Origin of the sequence: Kocuria tytonicola (assembly GCF_003687455.1) — a bacterium.
Classification (GTDB): Bacteria; Actinomycetota; Actinomycetes; order Actinomycetales; family Micrococcaceae; genus Kocuria; species Kocuria tytonicola.
The window spans coordinates 43,063-61,933 of record NZ_PHOA01000003.1; the positions used below are offsets into that span (position 1 = coordinate 43,063).

The following is an 18,871-nucleotide window of genomic DNA, read 5'->3' on the forward strand; positions in this document are numbered from 1 at the left end:
GAGCCACGGCCCACTCTATCGGCCCGCGGAGACACGCAGAGGGGCCCGGCGGGGCGGGCGGATGAGCCACCCTGCCGGCCGGGCGGCGTCGTCGGACGGGCCGGTACGCTGGAGGAATGAGCGACTCCCAACCCCACGGCACCCCCGCAGCGCCCTCCCTGGCCGACGTCCAACGCGTGCGCACGGTGCACCTGCAGCGCGCCAAGGACGCGGGCGAGAAGTTCTCGATGCTCACGAGCTACGACGTGCTCACCGCCGGGATCTTCGACCGCGCGGGTGTGGACATCCTGCTCGTGGGCGACTCCCTGGGCAACACGGTGCTGGGCCACGACTCCACGCTGCCCGTCACACTGGAGCACATGACCACCCTCGCCGCGGCCGTTGCCCGCGGCGCGCAACGCGCCATGGTGCTCGTGGACCTGCCCTTCGGCAGCTACGAGGAGTCCCCGGCCCAGGCGGTGCGCAGCGCCGTGAGGATCATGAAGGAGTCCGGAGCGCATGCCGTGAAGATCGAGGCGCGCGCGGACCTCGCCGAGCACGTGGCGGCCGTGGTGCGCGCGGGCATCCCGGTGATGGGCCACGTGGGCTTCACGCCGCAGTCCGAGCACGCCCTGGGCGGGTTCCGCATCCAGGGGCGGGGGGCCGCGGCCCAGCAGCTGCTCGACGACGCCCGGGCCATGCAGGACGCCGGCTGCTTCGCAGTGCTGCTCGAGATGGTCTCGGCGGACGCGGCCGCCGCGGTGGAGGACGCGCTCGACGTCCCCACCGTGGGCATCGGCGCGGGAGACGTGACCACCGGCCAGGTACTCGTGTGGCAGGACATGCTGGGGCTGCGCACCGGGCCCATGCCGCGCTTCGTCAAGCAGTACGCGCAGCTCGCGGAGCTCGCCTCGGAGGCCGTGTCCGCGTACGTGGCGGACGTCCGCTCGGGAGCCTTCCCCGCGGAGGAGCACTCCTACCGCGGCTAGCCCGGCTCCGCCCGGCCCGTCCACCCCCGCCTGCGCAGGCAGCGCCGGAGCACGACGCCGCCCCCTCACGCCGGCGCGTCAGTCGCCCTTGAACGCGGTGTCCTCGTCGTCCCAGCGCTTGGTGTTCTCCGCCGCGTGCTCCAGGGCTCGTGCCGCTTCCTCGCGAGTGGCGTAGGGGCCCATGAGCTTGCGGTAGTCGTCCTGGGCGCCCTCCTCGACCTGCTTGGTGTAGAGGTTGTACCAGTACTCGGCCATGTGATGCCTCTCTTCCCGGCGCGCGGCGCCGTCTGCCCGCGGGGACGCGGGGTGCGAACACCCGGACGGAACGGGCCCGGGACCCAAGGCTTAGGCTAGTTGGTGAATCAGCTGTCCGGAGTGCTGCCACGCCCCGGGACACACCGCTCGACCGCCGCAGGAGGCATCGACCCATCGTGACCAGCCACAACCTCGCACCCGCCCCCGGATCCACCGCCCCGACCGGCGCACTGCGCCCAGGCACGCTCTCGCCCCTGCGCCCCGTGCCGCGGGAGATCGAGCGCCCGGAGTACGTGGGGCGCCTGGAGCCGGACGAGGGCAGTGCCTCGAACGTCTACACCCCCGAGGAGATCGAGCTCGTGCGCGAGGCCGGGCAGATCGCGGCCCGGGCGCTGCAGGCCGCGGGCGCGGAGGCCAGGCCGGGGGTGACCACGGACGAGCTGGACCGGATCGCCCACGAGTACATGTGCGACCACGGGGCCTACCCCTCCTGCCTGGAGTACCGCGGGTTCCCCAAGTCCATCTGCACCTCGCTCAACGAGGTGATCTGCCACGGGATCCCGGACTCCACGGTGCTGGAGGACGGGGACATCATCAACCTGGACGTGACCGCCTACAAGAACGGGATGCACGGCGACACCAACGCCATGTTCCTGGTGGGGGACGTGGACGAGGACTCCCGGCTGCTCGTGGAGCGCACCCTGGAGGCCACCAACCGGGCCATCAAGGCGGTGCGTCCCGGCCGGGAGATCAACGTGATCGGGCGCGTCATCGAGAAGTACGCCAAGCGCTTCGGCTATGGCGTGGTGCGGGACTTCACGGGCCACGGCGTGGGCCGGGAGTTCCACACCGGGCTGATCGTGCCGCACTACGACGCCGCCCCGTCCTACAGCACCGAGATGGTTCCGGGCATGATCTTCACCATTGAACCCATGCTCACCCTCGGGACGATCGCGTGGGACCAGTGGGACGACGACTGGACCATCACCACGCACGACCGCCTGCGCACCGCGCAGTACGAGCACACCATGGTGGTCACCGAGGACGGCGTGGAGATCCTCACTCTCCCGTGATCCTCGTCCTCCCGTGATCCGCGGCACCGTGGCCGTAAACTCGGGGACAGGGGGGCCGGTCAGGACCATCCACCGCCCCGGCACAGCGAAAGACCGTGAACCGAAGGGACCGTTCATGAGCTCAGGGACTCCGCAGGGTGTCGTCTCGCAGTACGGCATTGGAATCGACATCGGTGGCACCGGCACCAAGGGCGGGATCGTGGACCTCTCCACCGGTCAGCTCGTGGGCGAGCGCTTCCGCATCCCCACGCCGCAGCCCGCCACACCCGCGGCCGTGGCGGGCGTGGTCAGGCAGATCGTGGACGAGCTGCAGTCCCGTCCGGAGGCTCCGGAGCCGGACAGCCACGTGGGCATCGTGTTCCCGGCCATCATCAAGAACGGCGTGGCCCTGTCCGCGGCGAACGTGGACAAGTCCTGGATCAACACGGACGTGGACGCCCTGATGAGCGAGACGCTCGGCCGCGAGGTCGAGGCCCTCAACGACGCCGACGGCGCCGGGCTCGCGGAAGCCCACTACGGGGCGGGCAGGGGCAAGGAGGGTCTGGTCATGGTCATCACCCTCGGCACCGGCATCGGCTCCGCCATGATCCTCAACGGCCAGCTCGTGCCCAACGCCGAGCTGGGTCATCTGGAGATCGACGGCCACGACGCCGAGACCCGGGCTTCGGCCGCGGCCCGAGAGCGCGAGCAGCTGCCGTGGAAGAAGTGGGCCACCAAACGGTTGCAGCGCTACTTCTCCCACGTGGAGTTCCTGTTCTCCCCGTCCCTGTTCGTGATCGGCGGGGGCGTGTCCAAGAACTCGGAGAAGTTCCTGCCCTACCTCGAGCTGCGCACGCCGGTGGAGATCGCGGCCCTGCGCAACAACGCCGGCATCGTGGGTGCCGCGCTGTGGGCGCAGCAGTGCCGCGACGCGCAGGCCGCGAAGCCGGTCATCGACCCGATCGACTGACCTGCGCCGCGCACGCCGGACGACGCCGCCCCGGGCTCGGTGACCTTCCATGCCTGTCACGGCCGTCCGACGACCGTTCGGCACGGTCTTCGGGTCGGCGCAGTCGTCGGCCGTGCTCGGTGGCACGACCGGTACCGGGGCTCCTCGTCACGGATAGGGAACGGCCCCCGGCTCCACACGGAGTCGGGGGCCGTTCGTCGTCCTCGGCTCACCAACGGCGGGGAGCCATCGGCCACGAGCGAGACGGACCTGAGCAGGGCAGAAATGAGCGAGACCCCGATGATGTCCGCGGCTTCCCCTCCGCAGACCCTCGGGGTCTCGTGCTGACGAGTCTATGACCTCCCGGCCCCGGGGGCAAGCACCGGTGTCACCGCGCGAGGAGCCCGGTGAGGGACGTCAGGAACTCCCCCACGGGCGCATCCACCTTGAGCGTGGCCAGCGAGTCGCCTCCCGTGACGCCGTGGTTGACGATGACCACGGGGATGTCCTCCCGCGCGGCCTGGCGCACGAAGCGCCGTCCCGAGTTCACGGTGAGTGAGCTGCCCGCCACCAGGAGCGCCCCCGCGCGGGAGACCATCCGCCGGGCCAGTGCCACGTTGAGGCCGGACGCGTTCTCCCCGAAGAACACCACGTCCGGTTTCAGGACCCCCTGGCACACGGGGCAGTCCCACACCCGGAAGCCCCCGGTGTGCTCCACCGTGGCGTCGGCGTCCGGCGCGTACTCGATCTCCGCCCCGGAGTCCATGCCGTCGTAGAAGCCGGGGTTCAGCTCGTCCAGGTACCGCGAGACCTCCCCGCGGGGGAAGCGCGAACCGCACGCGGTGCACACCACCCAGGCGTAGGTGCCGTGCAGGTCCACGACTGCCAGGGAGCCGGCCTTCTGGTGGAGCGTGTCGATGTTCTGGGTGATGATCCCGTCCACCACGCCGCGGGCCTCGAGCGCGGCCAGCGCCGTGGGAGCCGCGGAGGGCTGCGCCCGGGCCACGAAGTGCCAGCCGTACTGGTTGCGCGCCCAGTAGTGCCGCCGGTTCTCCACGCTGCCCATGAAGTCCTGGTACGTCATGGGGTTGCGCGGCCTGGAGCCGGGACCGCGGTAGTCCGGGATCCCGGAGGAGGTGCTCACGCCCGCGCCGGTCAGTACGACGATGCGGCGGCCCACCAGCAGCTCGTGCACGGGACGCAGGCCGGAGCTGGCGTCCAGGGCGGCGGGATCCGGGAAGAGTCCCGGCTCCACCGGCGCACCGTAGCCGGCGCGGATCACCCTGATGGGCATGTCAGGGGCGGGGGAGGTTCTCGAGCACGCCGCGCAGCCGGTCCCACTCCCGCGCCTCGGTCATGTCCGCGGAGCTGACGTCCCGCACGATGCCGGAGGCGTCCACCGTGACGGTGTGGCGGCGCGCACAGCCCTCCTGCTCGTCGAACACACCGTATGCGCGCGCCACCTCCCCGTGGGGCCAGTGGTCGGAGAGCATCTCGAAGTCGTAGGACTCCTGCCGGGCGAAGGCGTCCAGGGCGTAGTGGCTGTCGGTGGAGATGCACAGCACCCGGGCCCCGAACTCCTCGAAGGTGTCCGTGTGGTCCTGCAGGTGGCACAGCTCGTCGGTGCAGATCGGTGAGAACGCGAACGGGAAGAACACGAGCACCGCCGGCGCCCCCCGGTACTGCGACAGGGTGCGGCTCTCACCCTCCCGGTTCGGGAGACGGAAGTCCGGGGCGGTGGATCCGGTGTCGGTCATGGTGTCCTCTTCCGCGACGAGTGCGCCGCGCGGCTCGGAATCAGAAGTTGCGCTTGGGGGCCAGTCGGGAGACGGACCAGTCGGAGGACACCCGGGCCGCGCTCGTCACGTGGAGCCCGGCCGTGGAGGCGGCGTCCTGCACGTCAGCGGGTGAGACGTGGTCCTCCCGCCCGGCCTTGGGGGTCAGCAGCCAGACCACACCACCGTCGTCGAGGGTGGTCTGGACGTCCACGAGCTCGTCCACGAGGTCGCCGTCGCCGTCGCGCCACCACAGCACCACGGCGTCCACGACCTCCTGCGCTTCCTCGTCGAAGAGCTCCGAGCCGATGGCGGCTTCGATCCGCTCCCGCAGGTCCGCATCGACGTCGTCGTCGTAGCCGAACTCCTGGACGTAGTCGCCGTCCTTCAGGTTCAGCTGCTCCGCAATGCTCTCCTCGGGGGCTTTCGCCTCGCTCACCGTGTCTCTCCTTCTCAAGCCGGGTCGCGTGAGTGCCGGTGGCCACCGGTCGGTGGGTCGGACTCAAACTCACCGTGGCGGGTCCGCCGACGGTGCGTAATAAAGACAACACTGCTTTAGCCGCACGTTCAAGCCAACAGGCGGACCGCCGCGGCATTGCCGTGGCGTGTGACACCGGGGTGCCGCGCGGTGTGACGCGCAGAACCCTGTCGCCGCGATCCCCCGCGCCGTAGCCTGTGACACGATGAGAGGACGATGGGAACCGCGTTCGACTCCGAACGGCCCGTCGCCTGGCACACCGCTCCGCCCCGGGGATCCCGCGACACGGAGCTGACGATAGAGAGGTTCACGTGTCTTCTGACAGCAATCACCACATCCTCAGTGGCCTGACGAACAACCTGCAGGACGCGGACGCGGATGAGACCCGGGAGTGGATCGAGTCCTTCGACGCCCTGATCCAGGCGCAGGGCACCGCTCGGGCGCAGTACATCATGCGCGCCCTCCTGCAGCACGCGGGCACCCACTCCGTGGGCGTGCCCATGGTGACCACGTCCGACTACGTGAACACGATCCCGGTGGACCAGGAGCCGGAGTTCCCCGGTGACGAGGAGATCGAGCGCCGCTACCGCGCCTTCCTGCGCTGGAACGCGGCCGTGATGGTGCACCGCGCCCAGCGCCCCGGCGTGGGCGTGGGCGGGCACATCTCGTCCTACGCCGGCGTGGCCACGCTCTACGAAGTGGGCCTGAACCACTTCTTCCGCGGTCCCGAGCACCCGGGCGGCGGTGACCAGGTGTTCTTCCAGGGCCACTCCTCCCCCGGAAACTACGCGCGCGCCTACCTCGAGGGGCGCCTGACCGAGGAGCAGCTGGACGGCTTCCGGCAGGAGAAGACCAAGGCCCCGAACGGGCTGCCCTCCTACCCGCACCCGCGCTCCCTCCCCGACTTCTGGCAGTTCCCCACGGTCTCCATGGGCATCGGCCCCATGAACGCGGTCTACCAGGCGCAGTTCAACCGCTACCTGCACAACCGCGGCATCAAGGACACCTCCCAGCAGCACGTGTGGGCCTTCCTGGGCGACGGCGAGATGGACGAGCCGGAGTCGCGCGGCGTGCTCCAGCTGGCCGCCAACGACAAGCTGGACAACCTCACCTTCGTGGTCAACTGCAACCTGCAGCGCCTCGACGGGCCCGTGCGCGGCAACGGCAAGATCATCCAGGAGCTCGAGGCGTTCTTCCGCGGCGCCGGCTGGAACGTCATCAAGGTCGTGTGGGGGCGCGAGTGGGACGCCCTGCTCGAGGCGGACCACACCGGCGAGCTGGTCCGGATCATGAACGAGACCCTCGACGGCGACTACCAGACCTTCAAGGCGGAGTCCGGCGGTTTCGTGCGCGACCACTTCTTCGCGCGCTCGGCGGCCACCAAGGAGCTCGTGGCCGACTACACCGACGAGCAGATCTGGAACCTCAAGCGCGGCGCCCACGACTACAACAAGGTCTACGCGGCGTACAAGGCCGCACTGGAGCACACGGGCCAGCCCACTGTGATCCTGGCGCAGGGCATCAAGGGCTACGGCCTGGGCCCGCACTTCGAGGCCCGCAACGCCACCCACCAGATGAAGAAGCTCACGCTGGAGGACCTCAAGGCCTTCCGTGACCACCTGCGCATCCCCATCACGGACGAGCAGCTGGAGGCGGACCTCTACAACGCGCCGTACTACCACCCGGGTGCGGACTCCCCCGAGATCAAGTACATGCTGGAGCGGCGCAAGGAGCTCGGCGGCTTCGTCCCGGACCGGCCGCACGCCCAGAAGGAGATCACCCTCCCCTCCGAGCGCGCCTACGCGTCCGGCAAGAAGGGCTCGGGCAAGCAGCTGGCCGCGACCACCATGGCGTTCGTGCGCATCCTCAAGGACCTGATGCGCGAGAAGGACTTCGGCCACCGCATCGTGCCGATCGTCCCGGACGAGGCGCGCACGTTCGGCATGGACTCGTTCTTCCCCACCTCCAAGATCTACAACCCGAACGGGCAGAACTACCTCTCCGTGGACCGCGAACTCATGCTGGCCTACAAGGAGTCGGCTCAGGGCGTCATCCTGCACCCCGGGATCAACGAGGCCGGTGCCACCGCCGCGTTCACCGCCGCCGGCACCTCCTACGCCACGCACGGCGAGACGATGATCCCGTTCTACATCTTCTACTCGATGTTCGGGTTCCAACGCACGGGTGACGAGTTCTGGGCTGCCGCGGACCAGATGGCGCGCGGCTTCGTGATCGGCGCGACCGCCGGGCGCACCACGCTCACCGGAGAGGGCCTGCAGCACGCGGACGGGCACTCCCCGTTGCTGGCCGCGACCACCCCCGCCGTGATCCACTACGACCCCGCCTACGGCTACGAGATCGCGCACATCGTCAAGCGCGGCATCGAGCACATGTACGGCACGGGCGACGAGGACCACAACGTCATGTACTACCTCACGGTGTACAACGAGCCGATCCACCAGCCGGCCGAGCCGGAGAACGTGGACGTCGACGGCATCATCAACGGCATCTACCTGCTCAAGCCGGCCGAGACCGAGGGCCCGCGCGCGCAGCTGCTGGCCTCCGGCGTCGGCGTTCCGTGGGCGCTCGAGGCCCAGAAGATCCTGGCCGAGGAGTGGGGCGTCTCAGCGGACGTCTGGTCCGTGACCTCGTGGACCAACCTTCGCCGTGACGCCATGGCCGCCGAGCAGGACGCCTTCATGGACCCCGAGTCCGGCGCCCGCACGCCCTTCATCACCCAGGCGCTGGCCGGCGCCACGGGTCCCGTGGTCGCCACGAGCGACTACGCCGCACAGCTGCCGGACTCCGTGCGGCAGTACGTGCCGAACGACTGGGCGTCCCTCGGTGCGGACGGGTTCGGCTTCGCCGACACCCGCGCCGGTGCGCGCCGGTTCTTCACCATCGACGCGCACTCCATGGTGGTCCGCACCCTGGAGATGCTCGCCAAGCGCGGCGAGGTGGACTGGTCCGCCCCCGCAGAGGCGCTCACCCGCTACGAGCTGGCGAACCCCGGGGCCGGAACCTCGGGAAACGCCGGTGGCGACGCGTAGCACCGGGCACCAGACCGCGGCACCATGAGCGCCCCGCCCCCGGACTCCCGGGGCGGGGCGCTCGTCCGTTCAGCGCCGACTCGGGGACGGTGACGGCCCAGGACCAGCCCCGGGGGCGCAGGAATGGAGATCGACTACCCTCGTCTCATGCCCACCGACGCCTCAGGGTCCGCCCCCCGCAAGCCACGCCCTTCGCGCCGGGGCGCGTGGTCCCTGCGCAGCCGGCAGCAGGGCACCCCCCATCCCCGCACCCTGGAGAACCTGACGGCGAACCTCGGGCAGGTCTCCACCGTGGCGGTGCAACGGCTGAGCACGTCCCTCCCGTGGTTCGAGGGGCTGCGGGCGGACGAGCGCTCGGAACTGGGCCTGCTGGCCCAGCGCGGCATCGCCTCCTTCGTACGCTGGTACGAGAACCCCCAGGAACCCGTGTGGGTGCTCACCGAGATCTTCCGGCAGGCTCCCACCGAGCTGACCCGGTCCATCACTCTGCAGAACGCGCTGCAAGTGCTGCGGATCGTCGTGGACGTGGTCGAGGAGAAGGTCCCCGAACTCGCCCAGCACAACGACGAGGTGGCCCTGCGCGAGGCCGTTCTCCGGTTCTCCCGGGAGGTGGCGTTCGCCGCCGCGGACGTCTACGCCAGGGCGGCGGAGAACCGCGGCTCCTGGGACGCCCGGCTCGAGTCCCTCGTGGTGGACGGGATCCTGCGGGGCGACCACTCCGACTCGCTGCGCTCCCGGGTCTCCGCCCTGGGCTGGACGGACGAGGGGGACGTGACCGTCATGGTGGGCGCCGCACCCGCGACCACCGGCCCCGCGGGGGTCGAACGGATCCGTCGCGTGGTCGCGCGCCACGCCGCGGAGTGCCTCGTGACCATTCAGACCGACCGGCTGGTGCTCATCCTGGGCGGGCTCAGGGACCGGGAGCGTTCCCTGGAGCGGCTCGCTGCCGTCTGCGGTGACGGCCCCGTGGTGCACGGCCCCGCCGTGAGTTCCGTCTTCGAGGCCAGGCACTCGGCGGACCGCGCCAACGCCGGTCTCCGTGCGGCGTCGGCCTGGCCGCAGGCTCCGCGCCCGGTCTGCTCGGAGGACCTGTGGCCCGAGCGGGCTGTCAACGGCGACCCGCTCGCGGTGCAGGCCATGGTCGAGGCCGTGTGGCAGCCGCTGGCCGCGTCCTCCACCGGTCTGGTGGACACCCTGAGCACCTACCTCGGTGTGGGCCACTCCCTGGAGGCGACGGCACGGGAGCTGTTCGTCCACGCCAACACGGTGCGCTACCGGCTGCGCCGCGTCAGCGACATCACCGGGTGGGACCCCCTGCTGCCCCGGGACGCATTCGTGCTGCACTGCGCGGTGCTCGCGGGCCGCCTGCACGCCACCGAGTGACATCGACTTGTAGAGAAGCCACAAATCAGGTCTCCCGGCTTGGTGATCTCGGCTGGTCCGCACGCCCCGGTCGACTTGGTGGAATGGTCGGGTGATTGCACTCGTCTGCCCCGGCCAGGGGTCACAGAAGCCAGGATTCCTCACCGAGTGGCTCACCGTCCCCGGTGTGCCCGAGCACCTCGCGCGGCTCTCCGACGCCGCCGGGCTCGACCTCGCGCACTACGGCACCGAGGCGGACGAGGAGACCATCAAGGACACAGCGGTGGCCCAGCCGCTCATCGTGGCCGCGGGCCTGCTCGCGGGCCGACTGCTGGCCCCCGTGCTCGAGGGCCGCGAGGACGTGGTCCACGCCGGGCACTCGGTGGGCGAGATCACCGCCGCCGCACTGGCGGGGGTGCTCAGCGAGGAGGACGCCATGCGCTTCGTGCGGGTGCGCGCCACCGAGATGGCCCGCGCCGCCGCCGCGACCCCCACGGGCATGGCCGCCGTGCTCGGCGGCAAGGAGGACGACGTCGCCGCCGCCATCGCCGCCGTGGGAGCCACGGCGGCGAACGCCAACGGGGGCGGCCAGGTGGTCGCCGCCGGGACCCTCGAGCAGCTGGACGCCCTCGCCGAGAACCCGCCCGCTCGTGCCAAGGTCATCCGGCTCAAGGTGGCCGGGGCGTTCCACACGGAGCACATGGCACCGGCGCTGCAGCCCTTGCGTGACCTCGTTCCCGAGCTGTCCCCGGAGGATCCCGCGCAGCCGCTGCTCAGCAACTTCGACGGCGCGCCCGTCACCAGCGGCCAGGCCGCCCTGGAGTCCCTCGTGGACCAGGTGTGCCGCCCCGTCCGGTGGGACGCCTGCATGCAGACGCTCACTGCGATGGGTGTGGAGCGGGTCCTGGAGCTGCCGCCCGCCGGCACGCTGGTGGGCCTCGCCAAGCGCGGTCTCAAGGGCGTTCCCGCCGTGGCCGTCAACACTCCGCAGGACCTCGAGGGCGTGCGGAGTACGCTGAGCTGAGCAGGTGCCCACCGCACCACTCGCTGTGATCCGCACCAGGTAAGGAGTCGGCCTCTCGTGGCGACCATCAAGCAGAACATTCCCAACGCACACACCCGGATCCTGGGCATCGGCGCGTACCGCCCCTCGGAGATCGTCACGAACGACGACATCTGCCAGTGGATCGAGTCCTCGGACGAGTGGATCGTCAAGCGCACGGGCATCCACACCCGTCACCGTGCACCCCAGGACGTCGCCGTGCTGGACATGGCCGAGCACGCCGCCCGCGAGGCTCTCGCCAACTCGGGGCTCACCGGGGACCAGCTGAGCACCATCATCGTCTCCACCGTGACCTTCCCCTACCTCACCCCCTCGCTCGCCGCGAACCTCGCGGACCGGCTCGGTGCCACGCCCGCGGCGGCCTACGACATCTCCGCGGCGTGCGCCGGCTACTGCTACGGCGTGGCGCAGGCGGACGCGCTGGTGCGTTCCGGGGATTCCACCAACGTCCTGGTGATCGGGGTGGAGAAGCTCTCGGACGTCATCGACAACACCGAGCGCTCCATCTCCTTCCTCCTGGGCGACGGCGCCGGCGCCGTGGTCATCGGCCCATCGGACGTCCCGGGCATCGGCCCCTCCGTCTGGGGTTCGGACGGCTCCAAGTGGGACGCCATCCGCATGACCCACCCCCTCACGGACATCCGCGCCGTGGAGGAGGGCCGGGAGCGCACCCACGCCAAGGACCTCGTGGACCCGGAGACCGGGCAGATGCGCCCGGACGCCACCCTGTGGCCCACCCTGCGCCAGGACGGTCAGACCGTCTTCCGCTGGGCGTCCTGGGAGGGCGCCCGCGTGGCCCAGGAGGCGCTCGACGCCGCCGGGCTGGCCCCCGAGGACCTCGCGGCCTTCGTCCCGCACCAGGCGAACATGCGCATCATCGACCAGATGGCCAAGGTGCTCAAGCTCCCCGAGTCCGTGATCGTGGCCCGGGACATCGCCGAGGCCGGCAACACCTCGGCGGCCTCGATCCCCCTGGCCACCCACCGGCTGCTCGCGGAGCACCCGGAGCTCTCGGGCAAGCCCTCCCTCCAGATCGGTTTCGGTGCCGGTCTGGTGTACGGCGCCCAGGTGGTCCTGCTGCCCTGATCCTGTCCCCCGGGTGTCGTAGGGTAAGACCGCACACCTCCAGTCCGAGGACCGGCCCGAGCAATCGGGCGGTCCGCGCAGGGATTCCCCGGAACCCCCGCGCTCACCAGTACGGTTGCACAGCGCGACCTCAACGAAAGGAAGCCCCATGGCGAGCAAAGAAGAGATCCTGGCCGGCCTGGCAGAGATCGTGAACGAAGAGACCGGCCTCGAGACCGACGCCGTGCAGCTCGACAAGTCCTTCACCGAGGACCTCGACATCGACTCGATCTCCATGATGACCATCGTGGTCAACGCCGAGGAGAAGTTCGACGTCACCATTCCCGACGAAGAGGTCAAGAACCTCAAGACCGTCGAGGACGCCGTCAACTTCATCGACAACGCCCAGGCCTGACGCCCGGGCGAGTGGTGGCGTACCCCGGCACCGGGGTGCGCCACCGCCGTCATACCGGGTGGCCGCAGTGACGGCCCCTGGATCATCTGCGAATTCGGACACGAGGAAGTGCACAACATGTCCCGCAAAGTAGTGGTCACCGGCCTGGGCGCCATCACGCCCATCGGTGAGAACGTCCAGGAGACCTGGAAGAGCGCCCTCCAGGGCGTCTCCGGTGTTCGCGCCCTCGAGCAGGACTGGGTGCGGACCTACGACCTGCCCGTGCGCATCGGCGCCCTCTCCCCCCAGCCCGCCGAGGACGTCGTGTCCCGCGTGCAGGCCAAGCGCCTCGATCCCTCCGGCCAGCTGTCCGTGGCCGCCGCCCGCGAGGCCTGGACCGACGCCGGCTTCTCCGGACGGGACGCCGACACCAGCGACGAGGTGGACCCCACTCGACTGGGGGTGGCCTTCGGCACCGGGATCGGCGGAGTGTGGACCCTCCTCGACGCGTGGGACACCATGCGCGAGAAGGGCCCGAGGCGTGTCAAGCCCATGACCGTTCCCATGCTCATGCCCAACGGCAACGCGTCCTCCGTGAGCATGGAGTTCAAGGCCCGCGCGTGCGCCATCACCCCCGTGTCCGCGTGCGCGTCCGGCACCGAGGCCTTCTACCAGGGGCTGCACCTCATCCGTTCGGGCAAGGCTGACGTGGTGATCGTGGGCGGGGCCGAGAGCGCCATCCACCCCATCACCATTGCGGCGTTCAACTCCATGCAGGCGCTCTCCCGCCGCAACGACGAGCCGGAGCGGGCTTCCCGTCCCTTCGACGTGGACCGCGACGGCTTCGTCATGGGTGAGGGCGCCGGTGCCGTCATCCTCGAGTCCGAGGAGCACGCCCGCGCCCGCGGTGCCCGCGTGTACGCAGAGCTCGCCGGAGCCGGCCTCAGCGCGGATGCCCACCACATCACGGCGCCGGCCACCGGGGACGAGGGCGGTCCCGCCCGTGCCCTGCGCGAGGCCATGGAGTCCGGGGACATCGCCCCGGAGGACATCAAGCACGTCAACGCACATGCCACCTCCACCCCGGTGGGGGACGTGCCCGAGGCCGGTGCCCTGCGCGCGGCCTTCGGGGACGCCGTGGACCAGATGGCCGTCTCCGCCACCAAGTCCATGACCGGTCACCTGCTGGGCGGTTCCGGAGCGGTGGAGGGTGTGCTGGCCGTTCTGGCCCTCACGGAGCGCACCGCACCCTGCACCATCAACCTGGAGAACCAGGACCCCCGCATCGACCTGGACGTCGTGACCACCGCCCGCGACCTGCCCTCCGGGGACATGGTGGCCATCTCGAACTCCTTCGGGTTCGGGGGTCACAACTCGGTGGCGGCGTTCCGCTCCGTCTGAGGGTCTGCCTGCCGCGGCCGACGGACCGCGGCGGCACCCAGCAGGAGAACCCCCGGTGCCCGTCCGATCAGCCGGGCACCGGGGGTTCTTTCACAGACGGTGGAAGAGGAACGAAAGCTCAAGACCCCGGGGCACCGTGGCCACCACGCTGCTGGGCGGACCGGTCATGGCACGGCCGTGAGCTGTCGTGCCCGTCTCTGACGTTCCCGCTCCTTCCCGGAGGCGGCGTCCCGGGATTCGTGCCGACGCGCCGTGCCGAGGAGGCCAGCACTGCCGAAGAGACCGACACCGCCGCGCGGCGGGTCAGCCCACGCGGTGCAGCCAGCGCACGGGAGCTCCCTCCGCCGCGTGGCGGAACGGCTCCAGCTCCTCGTCCCAGGCCTCACCGAGCGCGAGGGACAGCTCCGAGACCACGGCCTCGGGGTCTCCTCCGGAGGCCTCGAACGCGTACTTGATGCGGTCCTCGCTCACGCAGATGTTCCCCGCCACGTCCGTGGTGGCGTGGAAGATCCCCAGATCCGGGGTGAACGACCAGCGGGAGCCGTCGTTGCCCTGGCTCGCGTTCTCCGTGACCTCGAAGCGGACCCGCCCCAGGGTGCGCAACGCGGAGGCGAGCAGGGCACCGGTGCCCGCGCGACCCGACCACTCCAGCTCGGTGCGGACGCATCCGGGCTCGGCGTTCTGCGGGGTCCACTGAAGATCCGTGCGCCGGTGGGACACGGATTCCAGGGCCCACTGGATGTGGGGGCACAGCGCCCGCGGCGCGGAGTGCACGTAGAGCACTCCCCGCGTGGTGGGTGAAGACATAGCCTGTTCCTCCGTCGTGTAGGTACGTCTTCCCCAACGTCCTGCCCGGAAAGCCCAGGGTGTGACACCCGGTGCGCGTATGAAATTGGTGGGTGGTACGGGCCGACACCGCAGATTCGAGGCCGCGGCACTACCCGTGCTCGGTCTCATTGTCCAGGAGGGCTACCGGGTGGTCAACCCGGAGATCACCTCGGCGGCAGAAGTCAAGCGCGGGGATGAGCCTGGGAGTACGCGCGCTTGATCCGTTCCACGGACACGTGGGTGTAGATCTGCGTGGTGGCCACCGTGGCGTGCCCCAGCAGCTCCTGCACGGTGCGCAGATCCGCTCCCCCGTCCAGGAGGTGGGTCGCGGCACTGTGCCGGAGGCTGTGCGGGCCCCGGGCCCCCGTGTCCGGCACGTGTTCCAGTGCGGACGTCACCACGCGACGGGCGACCCTGACGTCGATGCGCGCCCCGCGGGCTCCCACGAAGACCGCGTCTGCGGCGGCCCGGGTGGCCAGGGTCTCCCGGCGGTGTCTCCAGAGGGCGAGTGCCTCTCCCGCCTTGTCCCCGTAGGGCACACGACGCTGCTTGTCCCCCTTGCCGGTGAGCGTCAGCACGTGGCTCGCCGGCTCCACGTGGCCGCGGTCCAGCGCGACGAGCTCACTGATGCGGGCCCCCGTGGCGTAGAGCAGCTCGAGCAGCGCCCAGTCGCGTGCGGCGAGAGCTGCCGAGTGCTCGTCGTCGTGCTCCGCGAGAGCCCGTTCCTCGAGACCGTCCAGCATGTCCGCCAGCGCTGCGGCTCCCACGATCTCCGGGAGGTGCCGAGCGGGTCGGGGGCCCCTCAGTCCCGCTGAGGGGTCGTGCCGCAGCCCCTGTGTGTCCACTGCCCAGCGGAAGAACGTGTGCACCGCCGCGATCCCCCGCGAGACGGAGCTGCGCGCGAGACCCCGCTGGTGTCTCTGCGCCAGCCACCCGCGCAAGGCGTCACGGTCCAGCAGGTCCGGGCCGTCGATGCCGGCCTCCAGCATCCACCGTGAGAGGTCTGCGACGTCCGCGACGTAGGAGCGGACGGTGTGCTCGCTGCGGGAGCGCTCCAGCGCGAGGTGCGCTCGGAACCCGGGCAGCAGGTGGTCCAGGGGCCCCGGCGGTGGGTCGTCCTGAGAGGGGGCCGCGCCGACGGGTTCGCCCCGTCCTTCAGGGACGGGTGCCGGAATCACCTCTGATCGTTCGCCCATGATCGGAGCCTACCCGCCGCCATCCGAGCAGGGAGTCGGTGGCCAGGCCGCGCTCCTGCAAAGACACCAGACCCGTGAGCACCTGGGCAGGGCTCAGCCCCGAGACCCGGCACAGGTGGGACGGGTCCGCATCACGGTGCAGCGGCAGCGCGTCGAAGAGTCTGAGGAGATGGGGGTCGAGCCCGTCCGTGGCGCGGTGGGACGTCTGCGCACGACGTTCCTCCTGTCCCCTGGCGGCCGTGTTGCCCAGCGGTCCCACCAGTTCCAGGACCTCGCTCCCGCTGCCCACCAGCACGGCGTTGTCGTCCCGGATGAGTCGGTGGCATCCGGCCGATCCGCCCACGAGCACATCACCGGGGACCGCCGCGACGTCCCGGGACAGCCCTGCGGCGTGCCGGGCGGTGTTCAGGGCCCCCGAGCGCCAGGCGGCTTCCGTGACGACGGTGGCCCGGGTGAGTGCCGCGATCAACCGGTTGCGCTGCAGGAAGCGGTACCGCGTGGGGGCGCACCCCAGGGGCACTTCGCTGAGCACCAGGCCGCGTTCGCACGTGCGGGCGAGCAGCTCGGCGTTCGCCGCCGGGTAGAAGCGGTCCACCCCGCACGCCAGCACTGCGGTGGTGGCCCCGCGCTCCGGACCCGCTTCGAGAGCGGCACCGTGGGCCACGGCGTCGATCCCGTAGGCTCCACCGGACACCACGCACCAGCCGGCCACGGCCAGTTCGCGGGAGATCTCCCTGGTCACGGCCGCACCGTACGCACTGGCATTGCGGGAGCCCACCACCGCGACCGAGCGCCGCAGAGCGGGAAGCAGGCACCGGTCACCTCGGCCCCACAGCACAATGGGCTGCTGGAGCCCGAGGTCCGCGAGCTGCGGAGGCCAGTCCGGGTCCTCGGGGACCACGGTCCACGCCCCGATGCTCCGCGCGTGGCGCGCCTCCACGTCGTCCTCGGGAACGGGCAGCCGGGCCCGCCAGGCGGCGAACCGGGCGCCCAGGTCCGGAACGCGGGCTCCAGGGGCGGCTTCGTGGGCCGCCTGCCGCAGGATCGAGTGCAGAGCGGGAGTCGGCGCCTCCAGCTCGACGACGGCTCGCCACAGCGTCTCGGGGCCCATGGCCGCGAGCAGCAGCAGACCGGCGGTGTCGCTGGGCTCGATGAGGCGGGCCAGCCGGACCCGGCACGCGCGCACGGCCTCGAGCTCGGAGTCCCTGGTGGTCCCGCTCGCGACCCAGGACGTCGCGTGGGCCGCCGAGGACCCGGTGCGTGGGTTAAAGGACTGGTCCGCGACGGGGCGCTCCTCCGCCGGGAGCTGCTCCTCTTTGGGATGCCGCCCGGTCATGCCGTCACCGTGGTCTTGAAGTACAGCGCCAGCTGCACGTGCTCGGGGGTCGGCACCGTGGTGCCGTCGAGGTCCGCGAGGGTCCACGCCACGCGCAGCACCTTGACGAAACCGCGAGCCGTGAGGGTCCTGTTCTCCATGGCGGCCTTCAACGGCCGCACGGCACGCGCGCCCGGTGACAGCCCGCGGTGCAGCAGCGAGCCCGGCACGCCGGCGTTGACCCGGCAGCCGAAAGCACGCAGCCGCTCCGCCTGGGCACCGCGTGCGCCGGAGACCCGCCGAGCCACTGCGGCGCTGTCCTCGGGGGGCGAGCCGTGCACGGAGCTGAGCTCGTGATAGGTCACGGCCGGCACGCGAAGCTGCAGGTCCACCCGGTCCAGCAGGGGCCCGGACAGCTTGCTGAAGTAGCGACGCCGCTGCACGGCGCTGCACGTGCAGGCCTGCCCCGTGCCCCCGGCGCGACCGCAGGCGCACGGATTCGCGGCCAGGACGAGCTGGAAGTCCGCAGGGTAGTGCGCCACGGACTGCGCCCGTGCAATCGTCACGGTCCCCGACTCCAGCGGTTGGCGCAGGGCGTCCAGGACGCGCCGTTCGAACTCCGGCGCCTCGTCGAGGAACAGGACTCCCCTGTGTGCCAGGGAGATGGCCCCGGGGCGGGGCATGCCGCTGCCCCCGCCGCACAGGGCCGGCATGGTGATGCTGTGGTGCGGTGCCTGGAAAGGTGGCCGGCGCAGCAGTGCCGAGCAGGCGGCGTCGCCGCGCAGCGAGTGCACGGAGGTGACCTCCAGCGAGTCCTGGTCACACAGGTCGGGGAGGATGCCCGGCAGCCGCTCGGCAAGCATCGTCTTTCCCGCCCCGGGCGGACCGACCATGAGCAGGTGGTGCCCGCCCGCCGCGGCGATCTCCAGGGCCTGCCGTCCCTCCACCTGGCCCACCACGTCCTTCAGGTCGGGGGTGGGCGCCCCCTCGGCGACCGGCTCTCCCCGTGGGTCCGGTGCTGGTTCCGGGGCCCCTGCGCCAGCCTCCGCGAACGCAAGCAGTGCGGGATCCGCCCCGTGCTCGACCAGCAGCTGGGCCAGGTGACCGGCGGAGCTCACGGACGCGCCCGCCACCAGCTCCGCCTCGGCCCGGTTCGCGGCGGAGACGACGACGCGGGGGTGGCCCGCGCGGACGGCGGCGAGCACGGCGGGGAGCACCCCGCGCACGGGGCGCAGCGAACCGTCCAGTCCCAACTCCGCGTAGAACACGGTGTCACCGGGAGGACGCACCACCCCCTGCGCCGCGAGCACGGCCATGACCACGGCGACGTCGAAGTGTGAGCCCCGCTTGGGAAGGGTCGCGGGTGAGAGGTTCACGGTGATCTTGCGGGGCGAGAGCGGCGCGCCCGCGTGCCGGGCCGCGGATCGGATCCGTTCCTTGGACTCGTTGACCGCCTGGTCCGGCAGGCCGATGATCGTGAACCCGGGCAGGGACTGGCCGATGTCCGCTTCCACGTCCACCACGTGCCCCTCGAGCCCCACGAGGGCAATGCTGCGGCTCCGGGCGAACCCGCCCACGGCACGGGTCGTCGCAGGGTTGGAAGGTCTCTGCACCACGGTCTCGGAAGTCATGGCACCACCGTGCCCCCAGCGGGGGCTCACGGGGCGGGCCCCCGCTGGATGTGCAGGGCGCTTGCCGCGGGTGGCAGGTGGGACGCGGG

17 protein-coding genes are annotated in these 18,871 nt (G+C 71.1%); 9 read left to right on the plus strand and 8 right to left on the minus strand.

The genetic code is table 11. From position 1 onward, the window contains the following. Positions 1–116: 116 nt before the first annotated feature. Entirely contained in the window at positions 117–968 is an 852-nt protein-coding gene (panB, locus tag CWC38_RS00925) for a 3-methyl-2-oxobutanoate hydroxymethyltransferase (RefSeq protein ID WP_121844977.1), read from the plus strand. A gap of 78 nt (positions 969–1,046) precedes the next feature. Here panB and CWC38_RS00930 read toward each other — a convergent pair whose 3' ends face one another. Further along, the gene (locus CWC38_RS00930; protein WP_121844978.1) at positions 1,047–1,223 is read right to left on the minus strand and encodes an SPOR domain-containing protein; all 177 of its coding nucleotides are present in this window, start codon (positions 1,221–1,223) and stop codon (positions 1,047–1,049) included. Positions 1,224–1,399: 176 nt separating this feature from the next. Here CWC38_RS00930 and map point away from each other — a divergent pair, with 176 nt between their 5' ends. Next, positions 1,400–2,296, plus strand: a complete 897-nt coding sequence (map, locus tag CWC38_RS00935) for a type I methionyl aminopeptidase (protein ID WP_121844979.1) — start codon at positions 1,400–1,402, stop codon at positions 2,294–2,296. 115 nt (positions 2,297–2,411) lie between these two features. Beyond that, the gene (gene ppgK / locus CWC38_RS00940; RefSeq protein ID WP_121844980.1) at positions 2,412–3,245 is read left to right on the plus strand and encodes a polyphosphate--glucose phosphotransferase; all 834 of its coding nucleotides are present in this window, start codon (positions 2,412–2,414) and stop codon (positions 3,243–3,245) included. A 367-nt stretch (positions 3,246–3,612) separates the two neighbouring features. On the opposite strand, the gene CWC38_RS00945 is transcribed toward ppgK, so the two are convergent. From CWC38_RS00945 to CWC38_RS00955, 3 genes are read right to left on the minus strand one after another with little or no spacing between them, the layout of a single operon-like run. Then, positions 3,613–4,518, minus strand: coding sequence for a Sir2 family NAD-dependent protein deacetylase (locus CWC38_RS00945; RefSeq protein ID WP_121844981.1), 906 nt, complete (start codon positions 4,516–4,518; stop codon positions 3,613–3,615). Position 4,519: 1 nt separating this feature from the next. After that, positions 4,520–4,981, minus strand: coding sequence for a redoxin domain-containing protein (locus tag CWC38_RS00950; protein ID WP_121844982.1), 462 nt, complete (start codon positions 4,979–4,981; stop codon positions 4,520–4,522). A 40-nt stretch (positions 4,982–5,021) separates the two neighbouring features. Next, positions 5,022–5,438 carry a DUF3052 domain-containing protein gene (locus CWC38_RS00955; RefSeq protein WP_121844983.1) on the minus strand — a complete coding sequence of 139 codons (417 nt, stop codon included), beginning with the start codon at positions 5,436–5,438 and terminating at the stop codon, positions 5,022–5,024. Positions 5,439–5,788: 350 nt separating this feature from the next. Here CWC38_RS00955 and aceE point away from each other — a divergent pair, with 350 nt between their 5' ends. The 6 genes from aceE (at position 5,789) to CWC38_RS00985 (ending at position 13,812) form a co-directional block, all read left to right on the plus strand. Further along, positions 5,789–8,527 carry a pyruvate dehydrogenase (acetyl-transferring), homodimeric type gene (aceE, locus tag CWC38_RS00960; protein WP_121844984.1) on the plus strand — a complete coding sequence of 913 codons (2,739 nt, stop codon included), beginning with the start codon at positions 5,789–5,791 and terminating at the stop codon, positions 8,525–8,527. Between the two features lie 147 nt (positions 8,528–8,674). Further along, positions 8,675–9,910, plus strand: a complete 1,236-nt coding sequence (locus CWC38_RS00965) for a PucR family transcriptional regulator (RefSeq protein ID WP_121845005.1) — start codon at positions 8,675–8,677, stop codon at positions 9,908–9,910. A 91-nt stretch (positions 9,911–10,001) separates the two neighbouring features. Further along, positions 10,002–10,913, plus strand: coding sequence for an ACP S-malonyltransferase (locus CWC38_RS00970; protein ID WP_121844985.1), 912 nt, complete (start codon positions 10,002–10,004; stop codon positions 10,911–10,913). Between the two features lie 57 nt (positions 10,914–10,970). Further along, positions 10,971–12,038 (plus strand): beta-ketoacyl-ACP synthase III, encoded by a 1,068-nt coding sequence (locus tag CWC38_RS00975; RefSeq protein WP_121844986.1) that lies wholly within the window; start codon positions 10,971–10,973, stop codon positions 12,036–12,038. Between the two features lie 148 nt (positions 12,039–12,186). Then, the gene (locus CWC38_RS00980; RefSeq protein ID WP_121844987.1) at positions 12,187–12,432 is read left to right on the plus strand and encodes an acyl carrier protein; all 246 of its coding nucleotides are present in this window, start codon (positions 12,187–12,189) and stop codon (positions 12,430–12,432) included. A 117-nt stretch (positions 12,433–12,549) separates the two neighbouring features. Next, on the plus strand, positions 12,550–13,812 hold the full coding sequence (locus CWC38_RS00985) for a beta-ketoacyl-[acyl-carrier-protein] synthase family protein (protein ID WP_121844988.1): 1,263 nt from the start codon (positions 12,550–12,552) through the stop codon (positions 13,810–13,812). Between the two features lie 303 nt (positions 13,813–14,115). Here CWC38_RS00985 and CWC38_RS00990 read toward each other — a convergent pair whose 3' ends face one another. The 4 genes from CWC38_RS00990 to CWC38_RS01005 all read right to left on the minus strand — a co-directional run bounded on the left by CWC38_RS00990 (position 14,116) and on the right by CWC38_RS01005 (position 18,782). Beyond that, positions 14,116–14,619, minus strand: a complete 504-nt coding sequence (locus CWC38_RS00990) for a DUF3145 domain-containing protein (RefSeq protein WP_121844989.1) — start codon at positions 14,617–14,619, stop codon at positions 14,116–14,118. 203 nt (positions 14,620–14,822) lie between these two features. Beyond that, positions 14,823–15,836, minus strand: a complete 1,014-nt coding sequence (locus CWC38_RS00995; protein ID WP_121844990.1) for a tyrosine recombinase XerC — start codon at positions 15,834–15,836, stop codon at positions 14,823–14,825. Beyond that, positions 15,796–17,172, minus strand: coding sequence for a DNA-processing protein DprA (gene dprA, locus CWC38_RS01000; RefSeq protein WP_121844991.1), 1,377 nt, complete (start codon positions 17,170–17,172; stop codon positions 15,796–15,798). Before dprA ends, CWC38_RS00995 begins: the two co-directional genes overlap by 41 nt. After that, positions 17,169–18,782 carry a YifB family Mg chelatase-like AAA ATPase gene (locus tag CWC38_RS01005; protein ID WP_165860310.1) on the minus strand — a complete coding sequence of 538 codons (1,614 nt, stop codon included), beginning with the start codon at positions 18,780–18,782 and terminating at the stop codon, positions 17,169–17,171. Before CWC38_RS01005 ends, dprA begins: the two co-directional genes overlap by 4 nt. Between the last annotated feature and the right edge of the window lie 89 nt (positions 18,783–18,871).

What these genes read in the sequence shown, in the direction of transcription:
- CWC38_RS00995 (WP_121844990.1), bottom strand. Translation starts at nt 15,836, where the DNA reads ATGGGCGAACGATCAGAGGTGATTCCGGCACCCGTCCCTGAAGGACGG.
- CWC38_RS00950 (WP_121844982.1), bottom strand. Translation starts at nt 4,981, where the DNA reads ATGACCGACACCGGATCCACCGCCCCGGACTTCCGTCTCCCGAACCGG.
- CWC38_RS01005 (WP_165860310.1), bottom strand. Translation starts at nt 18,782, where the DNA reads ATGACTTCCGAGACCGTGGTGCAGAGACCTTCCAACCCTGCGACGACC.
- CWC38_RS00930 (WP_121844978.1), bottom strand. Translation starts at nt 1,223, where the DNA reads ATGGCCGAGTACTGGTACAACCTCTACACCAAGCAGGTCGAGGAGGGC.
- ppgK (WP_121844980.1), top strand. Translation starts at nt 2,412, where the DNA reads ATGAGCTCAGGGACTCCGCAGGGTGTCGTCTCGCAGTACGGCATTGGA.
- dprA (WP_121844991.1), bottom strand. Translation starts at nt 17,172, where the DNA reads ATGACCGGGCGGCATCCCAAAGAGGAGCAGCTCCCGGCGGAGGAGCGC.
- CWC38_RS00980 (WP_121844987.1), top strand. Translation starts at nt 12,187, where the DNA reads ATGGCGAGCAAAGAAGAGATCCTGGCCGGCCTGGCAGAGATCGTGAAC.
- CWC38_RS00945 (WP_121844981.1), bottom strand. Translation starts at nt 4,518, where the DNA reads ATGCCCATCAGGGTGATCCGCGCCGGCTACGGTGCGCCGGTGGAGCCG.
- CWC38_RS00990 (WP_121844989.1), bottom strand. Translation starts at nt 14,619, where the DNA reads ATGTCTTCACCCACCACGCGGGGAGTGCTCTACGTGCACTCCGCGCCG.
- CWC38_RS00985 (WP_121844988.1), top strand. Translation starts at nt 12,550, where the DNA reads ATGTCCCGCAAAGTAGTGGTCACCGGCCTGGGCGCCATCACGCCCATC.
- CWC38_RS00965 (WP_121845005.1), top strand. Translation starts at nt 8,675, where the DNA reads ATGCCCACCGACGCCTCAGGGTCCGCCCCCCGCAAGCCACGCCCTTCG.
- panB (WP_121844977.1), top strand. Translation starts at nt 117, where the DNA reads ATGAGCGACTCCCAACCCCACGGCACCCCCGCAGCGCCCTCCCTGGCC.